The following is a 23883-nucleotide window of genomic DNA, read 5'->3' as shown; positions in this document are numbered from 1 at the left end:
ATTTCAATGTCTACTTGCCTGCGCACAATAGATGTGTTGTAATGCCCGAGTAATGAACCTATATAAGGGGAGCGTAATGGCAGCAGGTCCTGTCCTTGTCGTTGATTTCGGAGCGCAATACGCGCAGCTCATCGCGCGCCGCGTGCGCGAGGCGAACGTGTATTCCGAATTGGTGCCTCATTCGATGCCGGTCGAGGAGATGCTGGCCAAGAAGCCGTCCGCGATCATACTGTCAGGCGGCCCGGCGTCGGTGTACGAACCCGGTGCTCCTACCATTGACAAGAGCATCTTCACGGCCGGAGTGCCGGTGCTTGGCATCTGCTATGGCTTCCAGGTGATGGCCCATGAGCTCGGCGGCGACGTCGACAAGGCGGCGCTCGGCGAGTACGGCAAGACGGAAGCAGTGGTGGACGATGCCACGGGCATTCTCGACGGTTCGCCATCCCTGCAGACCACTTGGATGAGCCATGGTGTCGCCGTGAACAAGGCACCCGCCGGATTCGAAGTCACCGCGCATACCGAAGGGGCGCCAGTGGCTGCGATGGAGGATCCCTCACGCAAGCTCTACGGCGTGCAGTGGCATCCTGAGGTCAAGCACACGCCGCTGGGACAGGATCTGATCGAGAATTTCCTGCATGATTGCGCCGGCATCGAAGCCGATTGGAACGCAAGGAACATCATCGACGAGCAGGTCGCTGCGATTCGTGAGAAGGTCGGTGACGCACAGGTCATCTGTGGTCTGTCTGGTGGAGTCGATTCGGCCGTGGCCGCAGCGCTCGTGCACCGCGCAATCGGAGACCAGCTCACCTGCGTGTTCGTGGATCATGGTCTGCTACGCAAGGGCGAGGCCGAGCAGGTCAAACATGATTTCGTCGCGGCGACCGGCATCAAGCTCATCGCGGTCGATGCCTCTAAGGACTTCCTCGATGCGCTCAAGGGCGTCTCCGATCCTGAGACGAAGCGCAAGATCATCGGCGAAAAATTCATCCGCACCTTCGAGAAGGCGCAGCGTCAGGTGATTGAAGAGGCCGGTGCCCAGGGCAAGGAGGTCAAGTTCCTCGTGCAGGGCACGCTCTACCCGGACGTCGTCGAATCCGGTGGCGGCGACGGCGCCTCGAACATCAAGTCCCACCACAATGTGGGCGGCCTGCCCGACGACCTCAAGTTCGAATTGATCGAACCGCTGCGTTCGCTGTTCAAGGATGAGGTGCGCGCGATCGGCACCGAGCTCGGCCTGCCGGACGAGATCGTCTGGCGCCAGCCGTTCCCGGGCCCGGGCCTCGGCATCCGCATCATCGGCGAGATCACGAAGGAACGACTCGACATTCTGCGCGACGCCGACGCGATCGCCCGTGAGGAACTGTCGAAGGCCGGTCTGGATCGCGACATCTGGCAGTGCCCGGTCGTGCTGCTCGCCGACGTGCACTCCGTGGGTGTGCAGGGTGACGAACGCACGTACGGCATGCCGATCGTGCTGCGTCCCGTGAGTTCCGAGGACGCGATGACGGCCGACTGGTCGCGCGTGCCGTACGACGTGCTCGCGACGATCTCGACGCGCATCACGAACGAATGCCGCCAGATCAACCGTGTTGTGCTCGACTGCACGTCGAAGCCGCCGGCGACGATTGAGTGGGAGTGAGTGCGACGCTCTGGTCTGGGAACACTTCTGAGTTGCCCCTCCATCGAGCATGATTGGGTCCATTCCATGGGAGAACGCATGAACTGCCGTCCTTATGGATTGTGCTCCGCATGACGAGGCCTGCCGAAGTACGTTCGGCAGGCCTTTCTTTTTGGATGAATGCGCACTGTGACAGGCACCGTCTGGAATGGGAATTATATATTCGTCGACGGCTTGGTGCGGTTGGTTGCCGGTGCTTCATCGGAGGAGGCATGGCGTTCCAGAAGTGAGAACAGCACGGTGCAGCATACCGCGAAGAGCGCACCAATCATGTTGTCGTAGATCCGCAACGTCACAGATCCGGAGACGCCGTAGACGCTCTCGGCAAGCAGGAGGGCGCCGAAACAATTGAGGGCGTTGTTTACCATGTACTTGCTGGAGAATCCCATACAGATGCCTGCGATGGGGCCGAACAGGATGCGGGACCCGGCCGGTACCACAAGCGAGAATCCGGCATATAGCAATGATCCCACGACAACTCCGCCTATGCGCTGCAGCGCTCGCATTGGCAGGCTCGTTCCCGCTTCGCCGAAGGGGAGAAGCACCGACATGCAGGCATAGCCCACCCATACGCCTCGGGGCAGTCCTGCCAGTTCCCCGATGAGCAAAGCCATGGCCACCCCTGCGGACAGTCTGATCTGCCAGAGTCCCTTTGCGCTGGATACGCTGAATGCAGCCAGCATGTCATACAAACGAACATTCTGGAACTTCCCGTGGTGCTTGTGCAGGAGCACGGCGCTGCATGCCAGCCACAGCAGCAACGCCAGCACACACCGGCTTGCGAGCGCTTCCCCATTCACAGGCGTCTGGCTCACGAACAGGTATCCGAACACATAGAGCCCGGCGTTGCCCATCAGTGGCTCGTCGGCAACGAGTACCAGGATGACGGTGATGAGCAGGAAGTTCACCATCAGACAGGGGACTGGCGGCCATGCCTGGGCCGCCAGTCCCCCACACACCATGGCCGCTAAGACGAACGCCAGAGCGATGACACTGTCCGTGGCGCGGTATCCATAAGGAACATGCTTGATGCCGAGCAGGATGCAGAATCCCGCCACGGCCAGCCCGGAGTTATCGGGGCCGAACACCGCCGACAAACCGCCGATGAATACGACGGCGAAGGAGACGAGCAGAATGCTCCTGATTGACATGGCGAAGATGAGACGAGCCTTTGTTCGCGGTTCCGTGGTCGCCTTCACTTTCGCCCATAGCCCATGGGCATCCATCTGAAGAAGCTGATAGAAGGATGGTTCGTTGATGGCGCATCTCCTGTTCCGGGTGATTTTTTAGCTTCATGATAGCAGCCGCATGCCTCCTGCGTGGACCGGGATGGACAAAAGGCCATGGCATAGTAGGGGATATGAGACGCGTACTTGTCATCGGATGCCCCGGTGCGGGCAAAAGCACGTTCGCGCGCCGGCTGCGCGATGCGACCGGATTGCCGCTGTACTATCTGGACATGCTGTGGCATAAGCCAGACCGCACGACCATCACGCGTGAGGAATTCGACGTACGTCTGCAGATGATCCTCGAGCAGGACGAGTGGATCATCGACGGCAATTTCGCCCGGACGTTGCCGATGCGACTTGCATATTGCGACACTGTGTTCTTCCTTGATTTCCCCACCGGTGTGTGCCTTGAGGGTGTCGAGCGGCGTATTGGCATAAAGCATGAGGATATGCCGTGGGTTGAGCATGAATTCGATGAGGAGTTCCGGCGGTACATCATCGGCTTTCCCACCCGGCGGCGTCCGCAGATGATCGCCGCACTGGACGAGGCCGCTGCGCATCACGATGTGCGCATCCGCACATTCACGTCGCGGGAGGAGTTGACGCAAACGCTTGCCGACATTCCAAGCGGTTTTGAAACGGGAGACGGGAAAGAGCATGGCTGGCGCGTCCATCATGTTGCCTCTATGCGGCATACTGGGCGTCATTACGAATGAACCGGGAGGGGAAACGGAAGATGCGGGAGGCCGAGGGGATGGGAGCACAGCGCGCCGGTACGATGGAGGAAGATGGCTACTGGAGAATCCTAGATGGGTTGGCCGCCACGTCGACGATCGTGATTGATAGGCCGAAAGGGACAAGCCATCCGCGATACCCCGACTCCATCTATCCGGTTGATTATGGGTATCTGCGCGATACGGCGTCGATGGACGGAAGCGGGATCGATGTCTGGGTGGGAACAGGCTTGTGCGGCATCGATGCGATCATCTGTGTGGCGGATCTGGTGAAAGGGGATTCAGAGATCAAGATTCTGATCGATTGCACCAAGGAAGAGAAGCGGCTCATCTTCGGCGTGCACAATGAGACGGAGAATATGAAAGGCGTTCTTGTCTGTAGGAAGCCGCCACGGTCATAAGATGGCATGGACGCGCCATTGCGTGATGCGATAATATGGGCGGTCATACAGAAGGCGGGCATGATGATGAAGGAGACGGGGCATGACGGATATCAGGGAAGCATACGAAGGGGACCTTGACGTATTGCTCGAGCTGTACCTCGACCTGCATGAACAGTCGATTCCGGAACATGACAGGCATCTGCATGACACGTGGGTGCGCATCCTCGCCGATCCCGACCATCATCTCATCGTATGCGAGCACGATGGGGACATCGTCGCCTCATGCGTATGCGTCATCATTCCAAATCTGACGCGTGGCGTACGTCCGTATGCGTTCGTTGAGAACGTCGTGACGCGCGCCGATGTGCGTGGTCGCAGCTATGCGACCGCATGCCTCAACCATGCGAAAGCGCTCGCACAACAGGCCGGCTGCTACAAGATGATGCTGCTCACCGGCTCCCATGATCCGAAGACCCTCGATTTCTACCGTCATGCCGGCTACAACAGCACCGACAAGACCGCGTTCATCCAGTGGCTGTAGTGCGCGGCCGTGTCACGGTATCGCATCCACCACCGTCGATATCCGTTTGGCATCGCTCAATGGCGCGATGATGTGGCTGTCAACCGGAAGTGAACGTAGGATGCGCAGCTCCCGCTCTCTGCGCTCTTCAAGGCACGCGATGTACCCTTCGTATCCGCGCAACCCATGCGCTTCACCGTACCCTTGTGCCGTGTGGTAGTCGATGACGGCATTGAGCCAACCATCGCCGCGTTCGTCGAGGACACCATCAATAGCCGACTTCGCGTCCGGTTCGTCGATGTAGATGATGACGGGATGCAGCGGCGCGATGATCGCCGTGATTTCACCGATATACCGTCGTGACTCATCCTCGTTCATGCCGAACCGCATCATCGTCTCGCACATCGGATTCTGCAGCAGGACGCAATTGAACACGTAGGTCGTATCAGGTTCGGCGTGGGCTGCGAACGCGCGCCATGTATCGAGTATCGTGGCGCGTTCGCTCGCGAAATCAGGGAAGTCGTAGTCGCCGACATCGGCGGGGTGGTTCGCGGCTCCTTCGTCGACGCAGACGACGTCCTTCCCCCGCGCTTCGAGTTCGGCGGCGACCATTGCGGCCGTCGTGCTCTTGCCGCTGCCTGGCAGTCCTTCGACGATGATCAGACGGGTGTTTATCTCATGTGCGCTCATGATGTCATGGTACAGCGATGGATATGTGGTGTGTACAGACGTCCGTGTATATACGATGATATATGCGAATATACACTGATATAGTTGAATATAGTGCAATATACAGTGATATATGGAAATGAAACTGCATACAACTCACACACAGGAGATGACATGGAGGTTTCCACGAAGGCGCTCAACCCGTTCATGCCGGGATCGGGCAAGTCGCCGCGCGATCTTGTCGGGCGTGATGCCGATTTGGCGGATATGGAACAATTGCTCGTCCGTACGGAGCTGGGGTTCGTCGATCGGGGCATGATCTACAGCGGTCTGCGTGGCATGGGCAAGACGGTGCTGCTGCTGCAGTTCGCGAAACAGGCCCGCGCGCATGGCATGATGGTTGTGCAATGCGAGGCGAACGGGGACGCGCGCAAGGAATACGATGCCATCTTCCATGAATTGATGATGGCGACGCAACGCATGCGCGACCGCGCGTTGAGGGAGGCGTTGAAAAACGCATTCTCGTATGTGAAGGACCTGTCATTCGATTTCGGCATCGTTAAGGCGACGGTGGATACGGAACCGCAGGACGCCCAGATACAGACCGATGCGTACCGTTTGGAGCTGCTTGTCGAGGAGTTGTCGAGGCAGCTCAAGGCGTGCAAGAGCGGGTTGTTCATGTTCGTCGATGAATTGCAGGAGATGTCCGACGAAGTGCTTGGCGCGCTCATCGGCATCCAGCACCGTATGGGGCAGCAGGATCTTCCATTCTTCATCGTGGGCGCAGGATTGCCCAATCTGCCAGGCGTGCTCACCAAACTACGTTCTTACGCGGAACGCCTGTTCACGTACCATCGGCTTGGATCGCTCTCGAAAGAGGCGAGTGCGCTGGGATTCCAGAGCCCCGCGCAGGAGGCGGGCAGGTCGTTCGACGATACGGCGTTGGCCGAGTTGGTGGAACGCAGCATGGGGTATCCGTATTTCATTCAGGCGTATGGTTCGGCCACATGGGACGCTGCAGATTCAAGTCCGATGACGATAGATGCGGTCGAACGCGGCCTGCCGGGAGCATGGCGTACGTTGGACCAAGGCCTCTACATCTCCCGTTGGCAGCGTGCAAGCGAATTGGGACGAGACTATATGGCGGCGATGGCCGCTGAAGACGCCGATGCTGTGGACACCGCCGATGTGGCCCGAAGTCTTGGTCGGCCGAACTCTTCGTTGACGAACGTGCGCAATCAACTCATCGAATTGGGATTGATCTATGCACCACGGCGGGGTCAGGTGGCGTTCACCGTCCCCGGTATGGATGCGTATATCAAGCGTGCGTTGCCGGTGCGTGTCGAACCATATGAGACCGGCGAATGATATGCATATGGCATGATCAGAGACCATGCTGCGTGCGCCACGCGGCGAGCTCCGCATGGAGCTGCGCCTTGCGCCCATCCGAGGCGAACGATGCGTCGATGGAGTTCTTGGCGAGCGATGCCAATTCCTCCATCGACATGCCGATGTCGGCGAGCGCGGCATAGTTCGCCGCGACATAGCCTCCGAAATATGCGGGGTCATCCGAGTTGATCGTGCATACGATCCCTTCATGCAGGAATCTGGGAATCGGATGCTCGCGCATGTCGTGTACGACCTGCAGCCTGAGGTTCGACAACGGGCAGCAGGTGAGCGGAATGCCGTCGCGTGCGACGCGCTCGAGCAGCTCGCGGTCGTCTTGAATGTGGATGCCGTGGTCGATGCGCTCGGCGTGCAGCAGATCGAGCGCATCGCGGATATACGCCGCCGGGCCCTCCTCGCCGGCGTGCGCCACGCAGTGCCAGCCAAAGGCCCTTGCCCGCGCGAACTGATCGATGAATTCGGCCGGTGGGTAGCCGACTTCCGCCGAATCGAGCCCGATGCCGAGGATCTCGGCTTTTCGCGGCGCCGCCATGTCGAGGATCCGGTTCGCCGAATCGATATCCATGTCGCGTACGATGCTCAGAATCAGGCCACCGGTGATGCCGAAGCGCTCGCGGCCGATCATCATTCCCTCAAGGAGGCCGTCGAGCACCATGTTGAAATCCAAACCATTCGTGCATACATGCACCTGCGGATCGAAGAAAACCTCGGCGTGCTTGACCCCATCCGCGTTCGCCCGTGTGAGATAGGCGAGCATGAGATCCTTGAAGTCGTCCTTCGTCTTCAGCGTCTTCATCAGCGCATAGTAGAGATCGAGGAACGACTGCAGATTCTCGAATTCATACTGCGCCCGCAGGTCATCGATGCCCCTCCAAGGCAATGTCACCCCATTGCGGTCCGCCAGCGTCAGCGCAAGCTCCGGTTCGAGCGTTCCCTCGATATGCAGATGCAGTTCGCTTTTCGGCATCGTCTCCAATGCCTGCCTGATTTTCCCGTCCACCATGTTCCTCGTTCCATTGCGATATCGGTTTCCCATATTCTACCCACTCCATGTTGTGCCAGGACGCCGTTCAGACGGATTTGGTGGATTTGATGAGTCCTGTGACAATCGAGGCGATTGCGCAGAGGAAACCGCCGATCACCCAAGACATCCAGAACATGCCGTGCGGTCCACCGTCAAAGCAGAACAGCAACGTGAGGCCGACTAGGGTGGCCGTGATCATGATGATGCCGCATACCGCCCCATTCACCTTGTCGTAGATTGACTCCGCCGCGTTCTCCTGCGCATGCTGCTCCTCCGATTCCTTGTTGTAGTCGGCGATGTTGAGCCGTCCATACTGCATGCCGCCGAATACGATGAACCACACGCCGACTGCGACGAATATGAGGAGTGCCGTGTTGGGCCATCCCTCGTCTATGCTGAGCACCTCATCGGCCCATACGTTGATGGCGATGCCGGCCATGACGAGGGTGATGCCTGCAATCAATGCTATGGCGAGCACTTTGCGGGCGGCGGCACGATCCGACTCGGTATAGAAGTCCTCCACATAGGGATGCTGACGTTTGAACGCACTGTGTGCCAGTCCGGCGGGGATGAGCAGGGCGAGACCGACGAGCGTGCCTATGGCGATGCACAGGAATATCAGCACCTCATTCGCGTTGTTGGCACCCAGAATTGAATTGCTCGAATCGAACAGGCTGCCAACGGCCACGCCGAAGATGATGGCGAACACACCGGTGGGAATCATCAGGTCGAATTTGCGCATATGCTCCTCGTAGCCGGTGATGTCCTGAGGCAACGCCGATCCTTTCATCTCAGGCATCGGTGCTTTTGGGTGCCCATCCCCGCCGTGATCTGCCGATGTGACCATTGCATTGCGCACGTCACCCATGACCAGGTCATCGAGGCTCACGCCGAACATATCGCATAGCATGAGCAGCTTGTCCATTTCGGGGTACGCCTTCTCGCTTTCCCACTTGCTCACTGATTGCCGTGACACGCCAATCAGCATTGCCAGCTGCTCTTGCGTCATATTGCGCGATCCACGCAGATATTGCAGATTGTCTTTGAAGCTCATGGTCCTGTCCTTTTCCTTCGCGCCTACTCGTTTCGGCAACCGTCACGGGTGCCGATGCCCCTACTATGCCCGAAATGCGGAAAGCGCGCCACCAACTTGCGGTTGCATTCGCTCCGGCAACCGGCGATCTGATGTCAACTTGCGGTTGCATCGTTGGAATTCCAATGATTGCTCGCGTCTTTCATCAGCGCGTTCCCATCTTGTCATATGGAATGTCGCGCAATGTGTCTGTGAGCATGCCTGTGAGCCAACACGCCAGAGATATGCACTGTTTTATCTGTTATATACTGTTATATATCGAACTTGGACACATTGTATTCTCACGTTCGAAAGGAGGGGAGATGCAGCTTCTGATCAGTACCACCTCGATGACGCCAATCTACGAACAGATTGTCGATCAGATACGTGCGCTCATCAAAGAGGGAAATCTCAAGGCAGGGGAGCCGCTGGATTCGGTTCGCTCTCTCGCTCGTACCTGCAGAATCTCCGCACTGACGGTGAAGAAAGCATACGACGTACTTGAACGGGAGGGACTTGTCATCACCGTTCAGGGCAAGGGCAGCTTTGTTGCGCAGATCTCGCCGAACATCGTCGCCGAGGAGCTCAACCGCCAGGTCGAGGAGCAGTTCGCGCAGGCCATCGCCAAAGCCCAGCGGCTTGGGCTGACCCGCGAGGAGATCCTCGAGCTTGTCGTCATGCTGCTTGAAGACGCCTCCGCGGATTCGGGCGGCACCGCCGAACGGACTGAAGGAGCATCATGAAGATTGCACTTGACCATGTGACGAAGCACTATCTGGATTTCGACCTCGACGTGACGATGGAGGTGCCGGACAACACCATCACCGCTCTCATCGGCACCAACGGTTCCGGCAAGACCACCACATTCAGGCTCATGCTCGGACTTGCCAGGCCGGACGGAGGGGATGGGACCATTCTCGGTGACCCCATCCGCCGGGTGGGAGTGAACGTGAAATCGCGCACCGGCGTCACCTTCGGCGACAGCACGTTCGTGCCGACCTTCACGCTGAACAATGAGATCGACGAACGCAGACGCTTCTATACGACATTCGACGAACAATGGTGCAGGGCACAGCTACAGAGGTTCATGCTTCCGCTGAACCGGCAGATTCAGGAATTCTCCACGGGCATGCTTGCCAAATGCAAAACGATCATGGCAATGGCACATCACCCCGAACTACTGATCCTCGATGAGCCGACGACCGGTCTGGACGTCATCGCCCGTAACGAAGTGCTCGACCTGCTCCGCGAATACATGGAGATCCCAGGCCGTTCAATGCTCATCAGCTCGCACATCGCCACCGACCTGGAGAATCTATGCGACGACTTCTACCTCATTGACCGCGGCCGAATTCGCATGCACGAAACCATCGATGCATTGCACAACGAATATGCGGTGCTCACACTCACCGACGATCAGATGTCAGCGGCAGACCCACGGTACATACTCGCCAAACAGCGCACGCCCGGCGGCTGGAAAGCCGTTACCGACGAACGTGGATTCTATGAGGAGAACTTGCCTGGAGCGGGGATCTGTGGGGCAAGCATCGATGAGATCATCACGCTGATGAGTGCCGACCCGCGAACCACAACGATGCAGGAAAGGACAATGCAATGAAAGGTCTGTTCGTCAGAGACGCGATCTGGCTTGGCAAGCAACGCATGCTGCTGGTGTGCATGCTGGCGTTGACCGTGTTCTACCTATTTTTTTCCGACCTCTACGCATTCGGTGTGGCATTCCTGCCGCTCATGCTGGCAATGCTGGTATGCAAGACAGTGCAGAACGACGTGTCACGGGCATGTCGGCGCATGTTCTTCACGATGCCATTTAATACCCGCGATTATCTCATCGAGAAGTACTGCGGCGCCATCATCCCTCCGATGCTCCTGTCGCTTGTGCTCATGGCCCTCGGCACATTGAGCCCGCAGATGGCATGGAACCAGGTGCCTGTTGCCTTGGTGATTGTCCTGACGACGGTGTCGGTGACGGTGGCGGTTGAAATCCCTATCAGTCTCGCCTTCCGTGACCGTGCCGCGGTGATGCGCATCGTGGCGATGGCCGTCATCTTCACGATATGCGTACTCGTCGTTTCCGTCACGAACAATCAGGGCATCCTCGTCGCTCTGATCTCCATCCCAAACGGCATGCTGATACTGATTGGCGGCGTTGTCTGCTTGGTGTGCACGGTCACATCAGTATCGATATCCCACCGCATACTCAGCAGAGCCGAATGGTGATTGTCGGAAACTGCGGTTGTGATGCAGACACCCCTCATGCACGCAGAGGCATGAGGGGCTTGTCATGGCATAGGGAATGTCTGGGAGGCGGCTTGGGTATGCTCGGCACTGTGACGCTCTATAATATTCTCGACGAACTCGGTATCGACTACACCGAAGTCACACACCCCGCGGTCACGACAATGGAGGCCGCACAATTCGTCAAAACGCTCATCGATGGCACCCCGATCAAGAATCTGTTCCTCACCAATCGAAAAGGAAACTACTATCTCGTGCTGATGAGCGAGGATCGACGAGCGGATCTCAAGGCACTTGCACAGATCATCGGTACGGGCCGGCTCTCGTTTGCGAATGCCGACGAACTGCGGCGCGTATTGAACCTCGAACCCGGATCGGTGACTCCGCTCGCACTCATCAACGATGCCGACCAGCAGGTCGAGGTGCTGGTCGATACCGCGCTCGCAGGCCAGCGTCTGCTCATGCACCCGAATACGAACACGAAGACGGTGAGTCTGGAATACGAGGATCTGCTCGGGTTCATCGGGCACACGGGCCACGATTACAGGTTCATCTCAGCCGCGCAATTCTTTGGTGTTGTCAGGTAGCGGATTACGGCCGGGTTGGCATCCATGCACCTCGATGCTGAAATGGATTCGTAATCGTCATGTCACCGAGAATGTCCCTCTCTTGGCTATCGTGCTCATGTTCATGTCTGCATGGCAATGAGGGAACGGAGGGCATATGAGGCCAGTGGTCGCGGTGATGCCGTTGGTGGATGACGAACGGGGGAGCTTATGGATGCTTCCCGGGTACATGAATGCATTGCGTCAGGCCGGTGCAGTGCCGTTCATGCCTGCATTGACGACCGATCGACAGGAGACCGACCAGATCTTCGGCATGTGCGACGGTCTTGTGATGACTGGTGGGCATGACGTGAATCCGGAATGCTACGGCGAATCGGACCGATACGGCAATCTGCACTGCTGCGATGCGCGGGATGAGATGGAACTCGCGTTGCTTGAACGTGCCGTTGCAAGCGACAAACCGGTGCTCGGCATATGCCGTGGTCTGCAGATCATGAACGTCTTCTGCGGAGGGACGCTGTATCAGGATCTGCCGAGCGAACATCCCAGCGACGTCGATCATCATCAGCACCCACCCTATGATCGGCCGGCTCACCATGTGCACATTCTAAGCAGGACGCCCCTGCGAGAAGATTTACACGACACCGACCTTGCGGTCAACAGCCGACATCATCAGGCCATCTGCAAGCTGGGCGAGGGGCTGGATCCGATGGCGATCAGCGAGGATGGTCTCGTGGAAGCGATCTACAGACCTCGAAGTGCATTCTATCGTGCTGTGCAATGGCACCCTGAACATCTATATAAAATAGACGAACCAAGCAGGTGCATATTCCGCTCCTTCGTGAACGCCTGCACACTCTGAGATTGAATGTTGCAGTGCGCGGGCCAATTCAATATGCCACAAGCTACGGGCGTATTGGATGCAAATGTCGTTAGCATGGAGGCAACAGGACACGGCAACTGACGACACTTACGGACGCGAACGGATATGGCGATAGACAAACCAAACCATGAGACCATGTTGCAATGCTTCGAATGGTACCTGCCCGAAAGCCACAACCTATGGAGATGGCTCTCATCGCAGGCGTCGAGCGTGGCCCATGCCGGATTCACCACAGCTTGGCTTCCACCTGCGTACAAGGGGCAGGCCGGCGATTCAGACGTGGGATACGGCGTCTATGACATGTACGATCTTGGGGAGTTCGATGCCAAAGGCTCTGTTCCCACCAAATACGGCTCCCGCATGGAGTACCTTCAGGCGATTCGCGCGATGCAGGGCAATGGTGTTCGTGTATTCGCGGACATCGTGTTCAACCACCGCATGGGTGCCGATGGAACGGAACCTGTGCGCACACATGAAGTGAATGTGGACGACCGCACGAGAAGCGACTCCACCGTGGTCGAACGCACCTTGGACACCGTATACGATTTCCCCGAACGCGGCGGCGTGTATTCGACATTCAAATGGAACTGGAGCGATTTCACCGGCACCGATTACACGACCGATGATGGCACGACGGGCATCATGCGTTTCGACGGCAAGCAGTGGAGCGACAATGTGAGCCATGAACGCGGCAACTTCGATTACATCATGGGAGATGACGTCGATGTCAACGAACCTGAGGTCGCCAGGGAGCTTACGGATTGGGGCATATGGTATACGACGACCACAGGAGTGGACGGCTTCCGTCTCGATGCGGTGAAAAGCATCGACGCCGGATTCTTCGCGCCATGGTTGCGCACGATGCAACGATACGGCAATCATCCCGGCATTGCCGTGGGGGAGTATTGGTCGGGTGACGCGGGCGAGCTGACCTCGTACCTGCATGATTGCAACCATTGCATGATGCTGTTCGATGTCGCACTCCATTTCCGCTTCGAACAGGCCTCAAAGAACCCAGAGGGATTCGATCTGCGGGGACTTGCCGCAGACACGCTGTATGAGCGTGAACCGACGTATGCATGCACCTTCGTGGACAACCATGACACACAACCCGGTCAGGCGCTCGAATCCTGGGTGCAACCATGGTTCAAACCGTTGGCGTACGCATGCATTCTGCTACGCGACACCGTGTTGCCTTGCGTGTTCTTCGGCGATTACTATGGCGTACCCCACGATCTCATCCCGCCAATGAGGTTCCTGCCGCACATGGTGTGGATCCGCGCGCATCTGCTGGGGGACCAGGTGGAGGCGCAGCCGGGCGACACCGCCCATTCGCTGTGCTGGGTGGTGGAAGGAAACCATCCGGTGTGCGTGGTGCTCAACACCGGGAGCAGCGAGGTCCATCGACAGGTTCGCAATGCGGCGCTCGCCTCGCACACGCTTATCGACGTATGCCATCCTGATGCCCCGGCGACGACTGACACACAGGGGCAGGGCATAATGCGATGCCCACCGCGGTCATGCGCCATCTATATTGATGCGGACGATTACGGGGTGATGCTGGAAGCGTTGTCCGGCACGCCCGCAGATGGGATTGCATGCGCCTGAGAGCATAGGTGCGGCACAAACGGAGTCTATGCCTCTAGACTAGGAATAACCGGCCAGCTATGCGCTATTCTCTGTAGAGGTTGACACCGGGGAGGAGAGGGAGACAATGACGAAGCAACACAAGGGCAATGCAGATTCACCAGTGTCTCCCGATGCGCAGAATCCAGGAAGCGGAACCAGGGCACAGGATGGTTTGGCAGCGCACGCCCACAATGCGGCAATACACGCACAAGCCCACCGGATGCAGGCGCTAGCCGAGGAGGATGACCGCTTCGGCTATGACAGGCATGCGACCAACCGGGCCCTGAGCATCGCAAATGGTGTGACCGTCATCATTCTCGGGTTCGCCCTTGGAAGCTTCCTGCAGGCATTGCCGGAACGCAACACCGCCGACGTGCAGGAGGTGGTCAAAGGGCTCGATCGGTTGATTGGCCTCATGACCAAGGAATTGGTGGAGCTGCCGCATATCCAGCAGCATCCGGAATCGTTCATCGTGGAAATCGTTGGAATCCTGATCGGTTACACGATTCTCAAGCATGCGCATGAGGACAGCCGGGAATACGACGCCGCATTCAATCGGATCGAGCAGTTCTACACAGTCTCGCAGAGACGCCGGGGTGGATTCGCTGCGGGGTTCTGGTGGTTCTGGGCACCGTGGTGATTCTCGTTACCCATGGCCTGCTGCTGGCTTACGGTCATGGCATGGGTGACGGCATCGCCGCCGGCATTGCGCAGACCAGCATCGCGGCGGGGGTGTGGTGTTATGTGTATGGGGGCCTGTACGCAACGCGCACCGATCTGTTCCTCTATAATTTCCGCGCATTGCGCCAAGTCAACGTCTACGAGCTGGGGAAAAGCGAAAGCGACGCGCGCCGTGAGATGAGACTCGGAGAGAAGAGGCTATGCGACTTATCGTCGTCGCTCACCAACTTCACCGTGGCCATCGGTGTGCTCGGAGCGCTGGGGCTTTACTTCCTGCCCACCTTCCGTTCACCGTACTTCTGGCTTCCACTCGTTGTGATGATCGGCATCGCTTTGTGCATGCGATGGTTCGTGATCCGCTATGCGCGGCGGCGGTACGAACCTGATTTCGATTAGTTTCCCAGATACGCCGCGGCGCCGGCGAGCAGGCGCGCCGTGCCGTCGATGACCAGATCGGCGCGGGTGCCGAGATTCATGCGTACGAACCGGGACCCGTTTTCGCCGTAGATGCCGCCATACGAGAGCACAAGACCGGTATGTGAACGCAGAAAACCGCAGAAGCGCTCAGCATTGGCGTCGCCCACACGATCAAGAAGGCCCGAGCAGTCGATCCATGCCAGATATGTGGAATCCGAGGCCACCATATGCAGCATGTCATGCGCATGCTCGTCAAGTTGCGCCGACACGTAGTCCTTGTTGCGCTGCACGACACGGCACAGATCGTCGAGCCACGCGCCTCCATCGGTATAGGCGGCGATCGTGGAGAACACGGCGAAATCGTTCGGCTCGGCCACCTCGTCGGTGTTCACGCCGCGCACGGCACGTGCCCGGAGACCGTCATCGTCGCAGATGAAATATGCGGACTGCAGTCCGGCCACATTGAAGGCCTTCGATGGTGACGAGCAGGTCACGCAGATTGAACGGTTCAGCTCATTGACCGCGGCGAATGGCATATGGGTGACACCCGGGCGCACGATGTCGCCATGCACCTCATCGGAAACAACCGTCACATGGTGTTTTGCGCACAGCTCGCCTACGCGCGCCAGATCGCCGTCGCTCCACACATTGCCACTCGGATTCTGCGGATTGCACAGAATCATCAGACGGGTGAGCGGATCGGCGAGCTTGTGCTCGAGGTCGTCGAAATCCATCGAGTACGCGCCGTGCTCATAACGCAGAGGGTTGCACAGTACCCGGCGCCCGTTGTTCACTATCGAATTCGTGAAGATGTTATAGACCGGCGGTTGGAGCACGACCTTCTCGGCCACATTCGTCAGCGAGCGGACCAGTGAGGAGATTGCCGGAATCACACCGGTGGTGAACACCACATGCTCAGGATCCACCGTCACGCCATACCGACGCAGCCACCAATCCGCGACCGCTTCGTTCCATTCCCGGGGAACATCCGTATAGCCGAAGGTGCCGTTGCCCACGCGTTCAGTCAATGCCTCGCTGATCGCCGGAGCCGTGCGGAAATCCATGTCCGCCACCCACATCGGCAGTTCGCCGTCGGCCACGTCCCATTTCATCGAGAAGATGCCCGTGCGGTCGACAGGGGAGTCGAATTGTGCAATGCGCTCGTCAATGTCCATGTTGTGCCTCGCTACTCCGTGAATCATAAGTCTGTGCTGATGAGCTGGATCTTCGTCGTGTCGATCGCGGGGTCGTTCTGCACGACGTCGCCGAATGCGGCAGCTCGAATCACGCCGGAAATCGGGTTGACCACGCTGTCGATGCGTGTGGTGACGTCGGCGTCGATGTCGGAACAGTATTCGAACGAGCGCGTCGTGTTGATCAGACGGCAGTCGCGCATCGTCAGCCCGTCAATGTAGCACAGTCCCTGCAGCGATTCGATGGTGCAGTTCTCGAATGTGATGTTCTTCGTGTTCCATGCCAAATACTCCCCGCTGATGAATGAGTTGCGCACCGTGACATTCTCGCAGTTCCAGAAGGCATCCTTCGAAATCAGGCGGGCATGATCCACCGTCACGTTCCGTGCGCCGTCGAAACAGTAGTTGCCGGTGAGCTGGAAATCGCGTATGTCCACATTCTCACTGTTCATGGCGAAATAGTCGCCTGCCGCGCTCACTTCGCGCAGTGTGACGTCTTTGCATTCCCAGAAGGTTTCCGCGGCATCGGTGAATGCGGTGCGCTCCACGGTCACATGCTCATTGCGACGGAATTCCTTGGGTGCCTAGATGGTGCAGTCGTGGAACGTCATGTTCTTCGAGCACCAGAACGCCGCGTGGGCATTGAATTCGAACAGACTGTGCTCCACCTCGACGCCGTCGCTGTACCACAGCGGATACTTCCAGCGGAACACCGAATCCTTGACCACGATGTTGTGTGACTCCTTGAGCGGCGACTCGCCGTCCTCGAACACGCAATCCGTGATCTGAAGATCACGACCTTGGAACAGTGCGCGTTCACCGCTGAGCAGCTGTTGCGTAATCGCTTGCATAGCATCCTTTCAAACTCGTGTATCTCATACAATACGCGTGCGGCACTTGCGGATTCCTCGATTTCGTCGTCGCCTCATTCGAAGTTGGCATCATCGGCATGCGTGTGGGGAATGGCGTATGCAATCTTTCAGCGTGTGAAATGCGATGGGCCGGCGATCACACCGTCGGCCCATCGCATTCATCCGAATCCTTCCCGATTCCGTTCACTTCCGGTTGGTTGCAGGAGCGGCCAGGAAACGGTCCTCGCTCGGGAGCACGAGATTGAGCACCACAGCCACCACAAATGCCACGGCGATGCAGTTCTGCGCGAAGATCGACTGGAACAGCGGCGGGAAATGCACGAAGATGCTGGAGACCTGCGTGAAACCGATGCCTATGGTGAGGGAGAGCGCGGCGATCGTGATGTTGCGCTGGGTGTATCCGGCATCGGAGATCATTTGGAAGCCGGAGAGAATGATGTTGCCGAACATCATGATCGTGCACCCGCCGAGCACCGCCTGCGGCATGGAATTGAACACCTCGGATATGGCTGGCACGAAGCTGGCGAGTACGAGAAGCAGGCCGCCGGAAAGAATCACCTTGCGGTTGACCACTTTCGTCATTGCCACGAGACCGATGTTCTGCGCGAAGGAGGTGAGCGGCAGGCAGCCGAAGAGACCGGAGACGGACGAGATGAGGCCATCGCCGGCGATCGCGCCGGATGTCTCCTTTGCAGTCGGCTTGCGGTCGAGCCCCACCTTGGTCAGGGCTGCCGTGTCTCCGAGCACCTCCACTGAGGAAACGATGTACAGCAACCCGATCGAGATGATGGAGCCCCAGTCGAACTCAGGCCTGAACGGCATGAACGTGGGTACGTTGACCGCCTGCAGGTGTAAGAAGCCGGAGAAGTCGACCTTGCCGAAGAAGATGGCCACGATATAACCGACCACCAGCCCGAACAGCACCGAAAGCTGCTTGGCGGTCCCCTTCATGAGCAGTTGGAACGCCAGACATGCCACCAGTGAGATGAGGCCCAGAGTGAGATTCTGCCAGCTGCCGAAATCCTCGGCACCCGCTCCGCCGCCGAAGCTCTCGGCTCCCACCGACAACAATGAGAATCCGATCGAAGTGACCACGATGGCCGAGACGATGGGTGGCACGAAACGCTGCCAGTACCTGGCGGTCAGACCGAGCACCACCTCGAGCAGACCGCCGACCATGACGGCGCCGACCACGGCACCGTAGCCCTTGTGGCTCACAATGGAGATGGCGGCGGCGACGTAGGTGAAGGAGATGCCGGTGACCATTGGCAACCTGGAGCCGAACAGCCAGATGCCGTATAGCTGCAGGCACGTGCCCAGACCTGCGACGAGCAGGCCGGCCTGAATGATCTTGGCGGAGTCCTGCGGACTCATATGCCCGGCGGCTGCGACCAGGAAGATCGGTGCCAGATTCGCCACGAACATGGCAAGCACATGCTGCAGGCCGAACGGGATGCCCTTCCAGAACGAGACGGGCGCGTCGAGACTGGACAGTGCTTCGAAGGAGATGGACCCTTTCCTCTTTTTTTCCTCGGCGACTTCCGCCTTGGATTCACGCTCGTCGCGCTCCAGCTCGGGGGTGACGAATGTACGTTCCTGATCTTCCTCCGAGCGCGTGTTGGCGTCGGATGCGGTGGGGTTGGCGTTGTTGCTCATTCCTCTGCCGTTTCTCTTTTCTTTTTCTTCTATTGCTCTCTGTGTTCTTCGATACCAAAACGAATACACGCATATCAGCGTGATCGACGTCGATATGCGTGTATTCGTTGCGGAACAGGTAACAGGCTACAGCCGGTATGTTGCGTTCTGTCAGTGGCGGAATTCGATCGCCCCGGTCTCGGCATCCATCGATTCCACGATGGCCAGTGAATCCAGATCATAGCCGGCCTCACGCAGGGCGTCGCCACCACCTTGGAATCCCTTCTCGATGGCGATGCCAATACCCTCCACGATCGCCCCCGCCGATTCGCACAGTTCGATGAGCCCATTGAGGGCCTTGCCATTGGCGAGGAAATCGTCGATGAGTAGAACGCGGTCGCCTGCATTGAGGTACTTCTTCGAGACGATCACCGGGAACTCCTTCTGCTTGGTGAAGGAGTAGACGTGGGTCACGTACTGTTCGCCGTCGAGATTGATGGACTGCGCCTTCTTGGCGAACACGACCGGGACGTCGTTGAAATGGGTGGCGGCGACGCAGGCGATGCCGATCCCCGATGCCTCAATGGTGAGGATCTTCGTGATGTGCTTGTTGTTGAAATGCTCGGCCCAGGCGGCACCCATATGGTCGAACAGCCGCACATCGCACTGATGGTTGAGGAAGGCGTCCACCTTGAGCACATTGCCCGGTTTCACTACGCCCTGTTCGCGAATACGTTCTTCAAGTTCCTGCATGTCGACCCTTTGCTCTGCTGTTTTGACCGTGAAACACGCCATGACATGGCGTCCGTATGGCGCATAGCATACGCCGCCCAAATGACCATGCGCATACGGGTGGGCCATGGCGTTGTGTTGAGCACGGACTGTGGTACAACTGAAAGCCGAATTCGTGATGTGGAGAAAGGACATGCGTTGCCACAGGACGTTGATTTCATCGCCCGTCCACCCCAAGAGCTCATCGGCGATCTGAACGAGCAGCAGGCCCAGGCGGTGCAGTACCGCGGGCCCGCGCTGCTGATCGGCGCCGGCGCGGGATCGGGAAAGACGCGCGTGCTCACGAGACGCATCGCGTGGATCCTCACCCAATTCGGGGCATGGCCAAGCCAAGTGCTGGCCATCACCTTCACGAACAAGGCGGCAACCGAGATGCGCGAACGTCTTGGCGCATTGATCGGCGGCGTTGCCGATCGCATGTGGGTCTCCACGTTCCACTCGGCGTGCGTGCGCATCCTGCGCCGGGACGGTGAGCAGATCGGTCTCAAATCTGGCTTCACCATCTACGACACCGCGGATTGCGAGCGTCTCATCAAGCTCATCTGCGCTGACTTCAACATCGACATCAAACGCTTCACCCCGCGATCCATCCTCGCCAGAATCAGCGACTACAAGAACCAGCTCACCGATGCGAGCGCGGCCTTGGCTCAGTATGCCCCCGATTTCAAACCCGGCATGCGTCACTATTCCTTCGGGCAGATAGGCAATCCGGAACCGGTGTATGCAGTGGTTTATGCCGAATACCAGTATCGTCTCGCCCTGGCGAACGCCGTGGATTTCGACGATCTGATCGTGCGCACGGTGGAGCTGCTGCGAACCCAGCCGCATGTCGCCGAATACTACCGGCATAAATTCCGCTATATTCTCGTCGACGAATACCAGGACACGAACCATGCCCAATATGTGCTCGTGCGCGAGCTCGCGGGTGTGGATGCCCATGAACCGAGTGATCCCACGGCCACGGGGGCCGGAAAGAGCGGGCCGGCGTGGGTCACTGTGGTGGGTGATTCCGACCAGTCGATCTACGCATTCCGCGGAGCAGACATACGCAACATCCAGGATTTCGAGAAGGACTTCCCGGATGCGCGCACGATCATGCTCGAACAGAACTACCGTTCCACGCAGACGATTCTCGATGCCGCGAATGCCGTGATCGCCCACAACAGCGCGCGCAAGCCGAAAAAACTGTGGACCGCACTCGGCGAAGGCGACAAGATCATCGGGTACGCGGCCGACACCGCGCAACTCGAGGCGCATTGGATAGCCCAACAGATTCTCCACCTGCATGAGGAGAAGGGATTGCCTTACAGCGACATGGCAATCATGTATCGAGCGAACGCCCAGTCCCGTTCCCTCGAGGAGGGGCTCATTCAGGCGCATATCCCGTACCAGCTCATCGGAGGCACGAAGTTCTATGAGCGCCGTGAGGTCAAGGACGCCATTGCCTACCTGCAGGCAATCGTGAACCCGGCAGATGACATCAACATGCGCCGCATCCTCAACGTGCCCAAGCGAGGCCTTGGCGCGCGTGCGGAATCACAACTCACGCTGTTCGCGAACGAGCACAGCCAAACGTTCTGGTGGGCGATCGAGCATCTTGAGGACATCGAGGGCATGAGTGCCCGTACGGCGAATGCGGTGCGTGCCTTCCGTGAACTCATGACGTCGCTGCGGGCATTCGCCGGAGAGCATGACTCCAAGCCCAGCGAGATTGTGGCGCAGGTGCTCGAGCAGTCGCATATGCTGGAGCTGCTGCGCAAATCCGAGGACCCGCAGGACGAATCGCGTGTGGAGAACCTTTCCCAGCTGCAGTCGGTGGCCGCGGAGTTCGAGCAGAACACACCGGATACCACCCTTGCCGGCTTCCTCGAGACCACCGCGCTGGTCGCTGATTCGGACCAGTTGCCGGGGGAGGGCCACGACAGCGGCAAGGTGACGCTGATGACACTGCATACAGCCAAGGGTCTGGAATACCCGATTGTGTTCCTCACGGGCATGGAGCAGGGTACCTTCCCACATTCGCGCGCCATGGAGAACATGGATGAGCTCTCCGAGGAACGCAGGCTCGCCTACGTTGGCATCACGCGTGCGAAACGCAGGCTGTACCTGACGCGCGCAGCCGTGCGCGCGCAGTGGGGGCGTCAGAGCGAAATGATGCCGAGCCAGTTCCTCGACGAGATCCCCGATTCCCTCATCGACTGGAAGCGTCGCGAAGCCGGTATGGAGCGCATGCGTTCCGGCTGGCGCAACGATGGTTTCGACGACGGCTTCTCCGACGAATTCGGCGGATGGGATGACGGGGACTCTGATTATGGTGCAGGCGCCTATGGGCGCTCGAGCTATGGTTCCTCGGGTCGCTCCCGCACTTCCTCGGGTTCGGATTTCGGCTCCCATGCCTATGGTTCCTCGGGTACCGCGTCGAATGCCGTCGCTGCAGGCACCGGATGGGGGAGCGCCGCGACGTTCAAATCGAGTTCGGGCCACTCTGCATATGGTTCGGAATCGTATTCCTCGGGCCGCTCACGAGGCTCCGGATCCTCTACGGGTGCATATGGAGCCCGCTGGTCGCATGGAGGTTCCTCATCATCCCGTTCCTCGGCTTCCCGTTCGGGTGCTGTGCATACCAGGCACACCACTGCAAAAGCACCTCAATCACAGGGGATGCCCATTTCGCAGATTGCCACCGACAATAATCTCGATATCGCGGATCTCCACGTGGGGGACAGGATCACCCATGACCGTTTCGGATTGGGCAAGGTGGTTCAGACGCAAGACAAGGGCAAGAACTCGGTGATCACCGTAGATTTCGGTTCCACTGGTGTCAAACGGCTCATGCTCCGTCTGGCGCCCATTGAGAAGCTGTAGCTCCGATAATCTGGCATCGGAGCGCCGAAGTCTACACCTTCACGGTATAATGCCCATTTGGTGCCTTATGCAATGGGGCACTGTCTGGGAGTCTTAGCCCATCAGTGGGTCGGCAGTCGCAAGACTGTTCGTGCTTGGCACGAGGAAGCACTGGAGAGGCTGGCTCAGTCCGACGCCGTATGGTTGCCGGATTCCGTTCAGACAACGACAGAACAACGAAGGAAACATCATGTCGAATCGTTCCCGCCGTCAGGTGCGTCTTTCCCGCGCCCTCGGCATCGCGCTGACCCCGAAGGCACAGCGCATCTTCGAAAAGCGTCCGTATGCCCCGGGTGAGCATGGCCGTACCCGCCGCCGCGCTGAGTCCGATTACGCAGTCCGTCTGCGCGAGAAGCAGCGTCTGCGCGCTCAGTATGGCATCTCGGAGAAGCAGCTCCGCGCTGCCTATGAAAAGGGCACCCACACCGCAGGCCAGACCGGCAACGCAATGCTCACCGATCTGGAGACCCGCCTCGACGCCCTCGTGCTGCGTGCCGGCATTGCCCGCACCACCGCACAGGCCCGCCAGTTCGTGGTGCACCGTCACATCCTCGTCGACGGCAACATCGTCGACCGCCCGTCCTACCGCGTCAAGCCCGGCCAGACCATCCAGGTCAAGCCGAAGAGCCAGACGATGGTTCCGTTCCAGATCGCAGCCGAAGGCACCCACCGCGACGTCCTGCCGCCGGTGCCGGGCTATCTCGATGTGAACCTCGCCTCCCTTAAGGCGACGCTAACCCGCAAGCCGGAGCCGGAGGAGATCCCGGTTCAGGTGAACATCCAGTACGTGGTCGAATTCTACGCCCGCTGATCTGGATCAACATACTGTAGGAACATACGGTATAAGGACATACATACACGAAGAGGCCCGCGGCACTTGCCCGCGGGCCTCTTCGTATTCGCGAGCTGGCGCCTCATTGGCCGACTGCGGCGCTCACGATTCCGCTGACCAGCGACATGATGAGCGAGCCGAGCACCGCCCACCAGAATCCGCCGATCGTCACGCCTACGTCGAACAGATTGATGGCAAGCCAGGAGGCCAGCTCCATGAACAGCCAATTGATCACCAAGGCCAGCAGGCCGAAGGTGAGCACGCTGAACGGCAACGCCAGCATCTGCACCACGGGTTTGAGCGAGGCGTTGAATAGAGCCATGAACAGCGAGAAGGCGGCGATGCCGAGAATGGGTGGATGACCCACCACCTGCATGCCGGGAAGCAGCACCACCATCACGGCCGCCGCAATGGTGAGAATGAACCATCGAATGAGAAAATTGCCCATCACCCCATTATGCCCGAAGACGTCCACCGGCGAAATACGGCGTCCGGGCGTCGTGCCGT

23 protein-coding genes and 1 pseudogene are annotated in these 23883 nt (G+C 58.7%); 15 read left to right on the top strand and 9 right to left on the bottom strand.

Annotation, left to right across the window (positions count from 1 at the left end):
- Positions 1 to 76: 76 nt before the first annotated feature.
- The gene (gene guaA / locus BANAN_RS04815) at positions 77 to 1639 is read left to right on the top strand and encodes a glutamine-hydrolyzing GMP synthase (protein WP_014697801.1); all 1563 of its coding nucleotides are present in this window, start codon (positions 77 to 79) and stop codon (positions 1637 to 1639) included.
- A 194-nt stretch (positions 1640 to 1833) separates the two neighbouring features.
- Here guaA and BANAN_RS04810 read toward each other — a convergent pair whose 3' ends face one another.
- Complete coding sequence (locus tag BANAN_RS04810; RefSeq protein ID WP_162178378.1) at positions 1834 to 2877, bottom strand: FUSC family protein; 1044 nt, start codon at positions 2875 to 2877, stop codon at positions 1834 to 1836.
- A gap of 161 nt (positions 2878 to 3038) precedes the next feature.
- Between BANAN_RS04810 and BANAN_RS04805 the strand changes: the two genes are divergently transcribed.
- From BANAN_RS04805 to BANAN_RS04795, 3 genes are all read left to right on the top strand, one after another.
- Entirely contained in the window at positions 3039 to 3623 is a 585-nt protein-coding gene (locus tag BANAN_RS04805; RefSeq protein WP_014697799.1) for a P-loop NTPase family protein, read from the top strand.
- Positions 3624 to 3643: 20 nt separating this feature from the next.
- Positions 3644 to 4042, top strand: coding sequence for an inorganic pyrophosphatase (locus BANAN_RS04800; protein WP_014697798.1), 399 nt, complete (start codon positions 3644 to 3646; stop codon positions 4040 to 4042).
- An 82-nt stretch (positions 4043 to 4124) separates the two neighbouring features.
- Positions 4125 to 4565, top strand: coding sequence for a GNAT family N-acetyltransferase (locus BANAN_RS04795; RefSeq protein ID WP_014697797.1), 441 nt, complete (start codon positions 4125 to 4127; stop codon positions 4563 to 4565).
- A gap of 12 nt (positions 4566 to 4577) precedes the next feature.
- Here BANAN_RS04795 and BANAN_RS04790 read toward each other — a convergent pair whose 3' ends face one another.
- Positions 4578 to 5234, bottom strand: coding sequence for a P-loop NTPase family protein (locus BANAN_RS04790; protein WP_014697796.1), 657 nt, complete (start codon positions 5232 to 5234; stop codon positions 4578 to 4580).
- A 153-nt stretch (positions 5235 to 5387) separates the two neighbouring features.
- Between BANAN_RS04790 and BANAN_RS04785 the strand changes: the two genes are divergently transcribed.
- Positions 5388 to 6581 (top strand): ATP-binding protein, encoded by a 1194-nt coding sequence (locus tag BANAN_RS04785; protein ID WP_014697795.1) that lies wholly within the window; start codon positions 5388 to 5390, stop codon positions 6579 to 6581.
- A gap of 16 nt (positions 6582 to 6597) precedes the next feature.
- Here BANAN_RS04785 and BANAN_RS04780 read toward each other — a convergent pair whose 3' ends face one another.
- On the bottom strand, positions 6598 to 7623 hold the full coding sequence (locus BANAN_RS04780) for an adenosine deaminase (RefSeq protein ID WP_014697794.1): 1026 nt from the start codon (positions 7621 to 7623) through the stop codon (positions 6598 to 6600).
- Positions 7624 to 7690: 67 nt separating this feature from the next.
- Positions 7691 to 8698, bottom strand: coding sequence for a helix-turn-helix transcriptional regulator (locus tag BANAN_RS04775; protein WP_014697793.1), 1008 nt, complete (start codon positions 8696 to 8698; stop codon positions 7691 to 7693).
- A 341-nt stretch (positions 8699 to 9039) separates the two neighbouring features.
- Between BANAN_RS04775 and BANAN_RS04770 the strand changes: the two genes are divergently transcribed.
- The 8 genes from BANAN_RS04770 to BANAN_RS08625 all read left to right on the top strand — a co-directional run bounded on the left by BANAN_RS04770 (position 9040) and on the right by BANAN_RS08625 (position 15127).
- Positions 9040 to 9459, top strand: a complete 420-nt coding sequence (locus BANAN_RS04770) for a GntR family transcriptional regulator (RefSeq protein ID WP_014697792.1) — start codon at positions 9040 to 9042, stop codon at positions 9457 to 9459.
- Complete coding sequence (locus BANAN_RS04765; RefSeq protein WP_014697791.1) at positions 9456 to 10334, top strand: ABC transporter ATP-binding protein; 879 nt, start codon at positions 9456 to 9458, stop codon at positions 10332 to 10334. Before BANAN_RS04770 ends, BANAN_RS04765 begins: the two co-directional genes overlap by 4 nt.
- A complete protein-coding gene (locus BANAN_RS04760) occupies positions 10331 to 10954 on the top strand; it encodes an ABC-2 transporter permease (RefSeq protein WP_014697790.1) in 624 nt (207 codons plus the stop codon). Before BANAN_RS04765 ends, BANAN_RS04760 begins: the two co-directional genes overlap by 4 nt.
- A 98-nt stretch (positions 10955 to 11052) precedes the next feature.
- Positions 11053 to 11559 carry a prolyl-tRNA synthetase associated domain-containing protein gene (locus BANAN_RS04755; RefSeq protein WP_014697789.1) on the top strand — a complete coding sequence of 169 codons (507 nt, stop codon included), beginning with the start codon at positions 11053 to 11055 and terminating at the stop codon, positions 11557 to 11559.
- Between the two features lie 136 nt (positions 11560 to 11695).
- Positions 11696 to 12400, top strand: coding sequence for a gamma-glutamyl-gamma-aminobutyrate hydrolase family protein (locus BANAN_RS04750; RefSeq protein ID WP_041777008.1), 705 nt, complete (start codon positions 11696 to 11698; stop codon positions 12398 to 12400).
- A 126-nt stretch (positions 12401 to 12526) separates the two neighbouring features.
- A complete protein-coding gene (locus BANAN_RS04745) occupies positions 12527 to 14029 on the top strand; it encodes an alpha-amylase (RefSeq protein WP_014697787.1) in 1503 nt (500 codons plus the stop codon).
- Between the two features lie 106 nt (positions 14030 to 14135).
- Positions 14136 to 14690: a hypothetical protein gene (locus tag BANAN_RS08630; protein ID WP_237705777.1), complete on the top strand. Its 555-nt coding sequence runs from the start codon at positions 14136 to 14138 to the stop codon at positions 14688 to 14690.
- On the top strand, positions 14669 to 15127 hold the full coding sequence (locus BANAN_RS08625; RefSeq protein ID WP_237705776.1) for a hypothetical protein: 459 nt from the start codon (positions 14669 to 14671) through the stop codon (positions 15125 to 15127). Before BANAN_RS08630 ends, BANAN_RS08625 begins: the two co-directional genes overlap by 22 nt.
- Here BANAN_RS08625 and BANAN_RS04735 read toward each other — a convergent pair.
- From BANAN_RS04735 to BANAN_RS04720, 4 genes and pseudogenes are all read right to left on the bottom strand, one after another.
- On the bottom strand, positions 15124 to 16323 hold the full coding sequence (locus BANAN_RS04735; protein ID WP_014697786.1) for a MalY/PatB family protein: 1200 nt from the start codon (positions 16321 to 16323) through the stop codon (positions 15124 to 15126). The two genes, BANAN_RS08625 and BANAN_RS04735, sit on opposite strands and share 4 nt — an antisense overlap.
- A 23-nt stretch (positions 16324 to 16346) precedes the next feature.
- Positions 16347 to 17192: pseudogene (locus BANAN_RS04730) on the bottom strand (DUF3737 family protein).
- Positions 17193 to 17396: 204 nt separating this feature from the next.
- Positions 17397 to 18869, bottom strand: coding sequence for a nucleobase:cation symporter-2 family protein (locus tag BANAN_RS04725; protein WP_014697785.1), 1473 nt, complete (start codon positions 18867 to 18869; stop codon positions 17397 to 17399).
- 150 nt (positions 18870 to 19019) lie between these two features.
- Positions 19020 to 19601, bottom strand: coding sequence for a xanthine phosphoribosyltransferase (locus tag BANAN_RS04720; protein WP_014697784.1), 582 nt, complete (start codon positions 19599 to 19601; stop codon positions 19020 to 19022).
- Positions 19602 to 19778: 177 nt separating this feature from the next.
- Between BANAN_RS04720 and BANAN_RS04715 the strand changes: the two genes are divergently transcribed.
- Both BANAN_RS04715 and rpsD read left to right on the top strand, forming a co-directional pair.
- Positions 19779 to 22505: an ATP-dependent helicase gene (locus BANAN_RS04715; RefSeq protein ID WP_014697783.1), complete on the top strand. Its 2727-nt coding sequence runs from the start codon at positions 19779 to 19781 to the stop codon at positions 22503 to 22505.
- A 229-nt stretch (positions 22506 to 22734) separates the two neighbouring features.
- Positions 22735 to 23355 carry a 30S ribosomal protein S4 gene (rpsD, locus tag BANAN_RS04710; protein ID WP_004217809.1) on the top strand — a complete coding sequence of 207 codons (621 nt, stop codon included), beginning with the start codon at positions 22735 to 22737 and terminating at the stop codon, positions 23353 to 23355.
- A gap of 103 nt (positions 23356 to 23458) precedes the next feature.
- On the opposite strand, the gene BANAN_RS04705 is transcribed toward rpsD, so the two are convergent.
- Positions 23459 to 23824 carry a phage holin family protein gene (locus tag BANAN_RS04705; protein ID WP_014697782.1) on the bottom strand — a complete coding sequence of 122 codons (366 nt, stop codon included), beginning with the start codon at positions 23822 to 23824 and terminating at the stop codon, positions 23459 to 23461.
- Between the last annotated feature and the right edge of the window lie 59 nt (positions 23825 to 23883).

The organism is Bifidobacterium animalis subsp. animalis ATCC 25527 (genome assembly GCF_000260715.1).
In the GTDB taxonomy this organism is placed as follows: domain Bacteria; phylum Actinomycetota; class Actinomycetes; order Actinomycetales; family Bifidobacteriaceae; genus Bifidobacterium; species Bifidobacterium animalis.
Note: the sequence above shows the minus strand (reverse complement) of the source record. Positions and strands in the feature narration are given on the sequence as shown.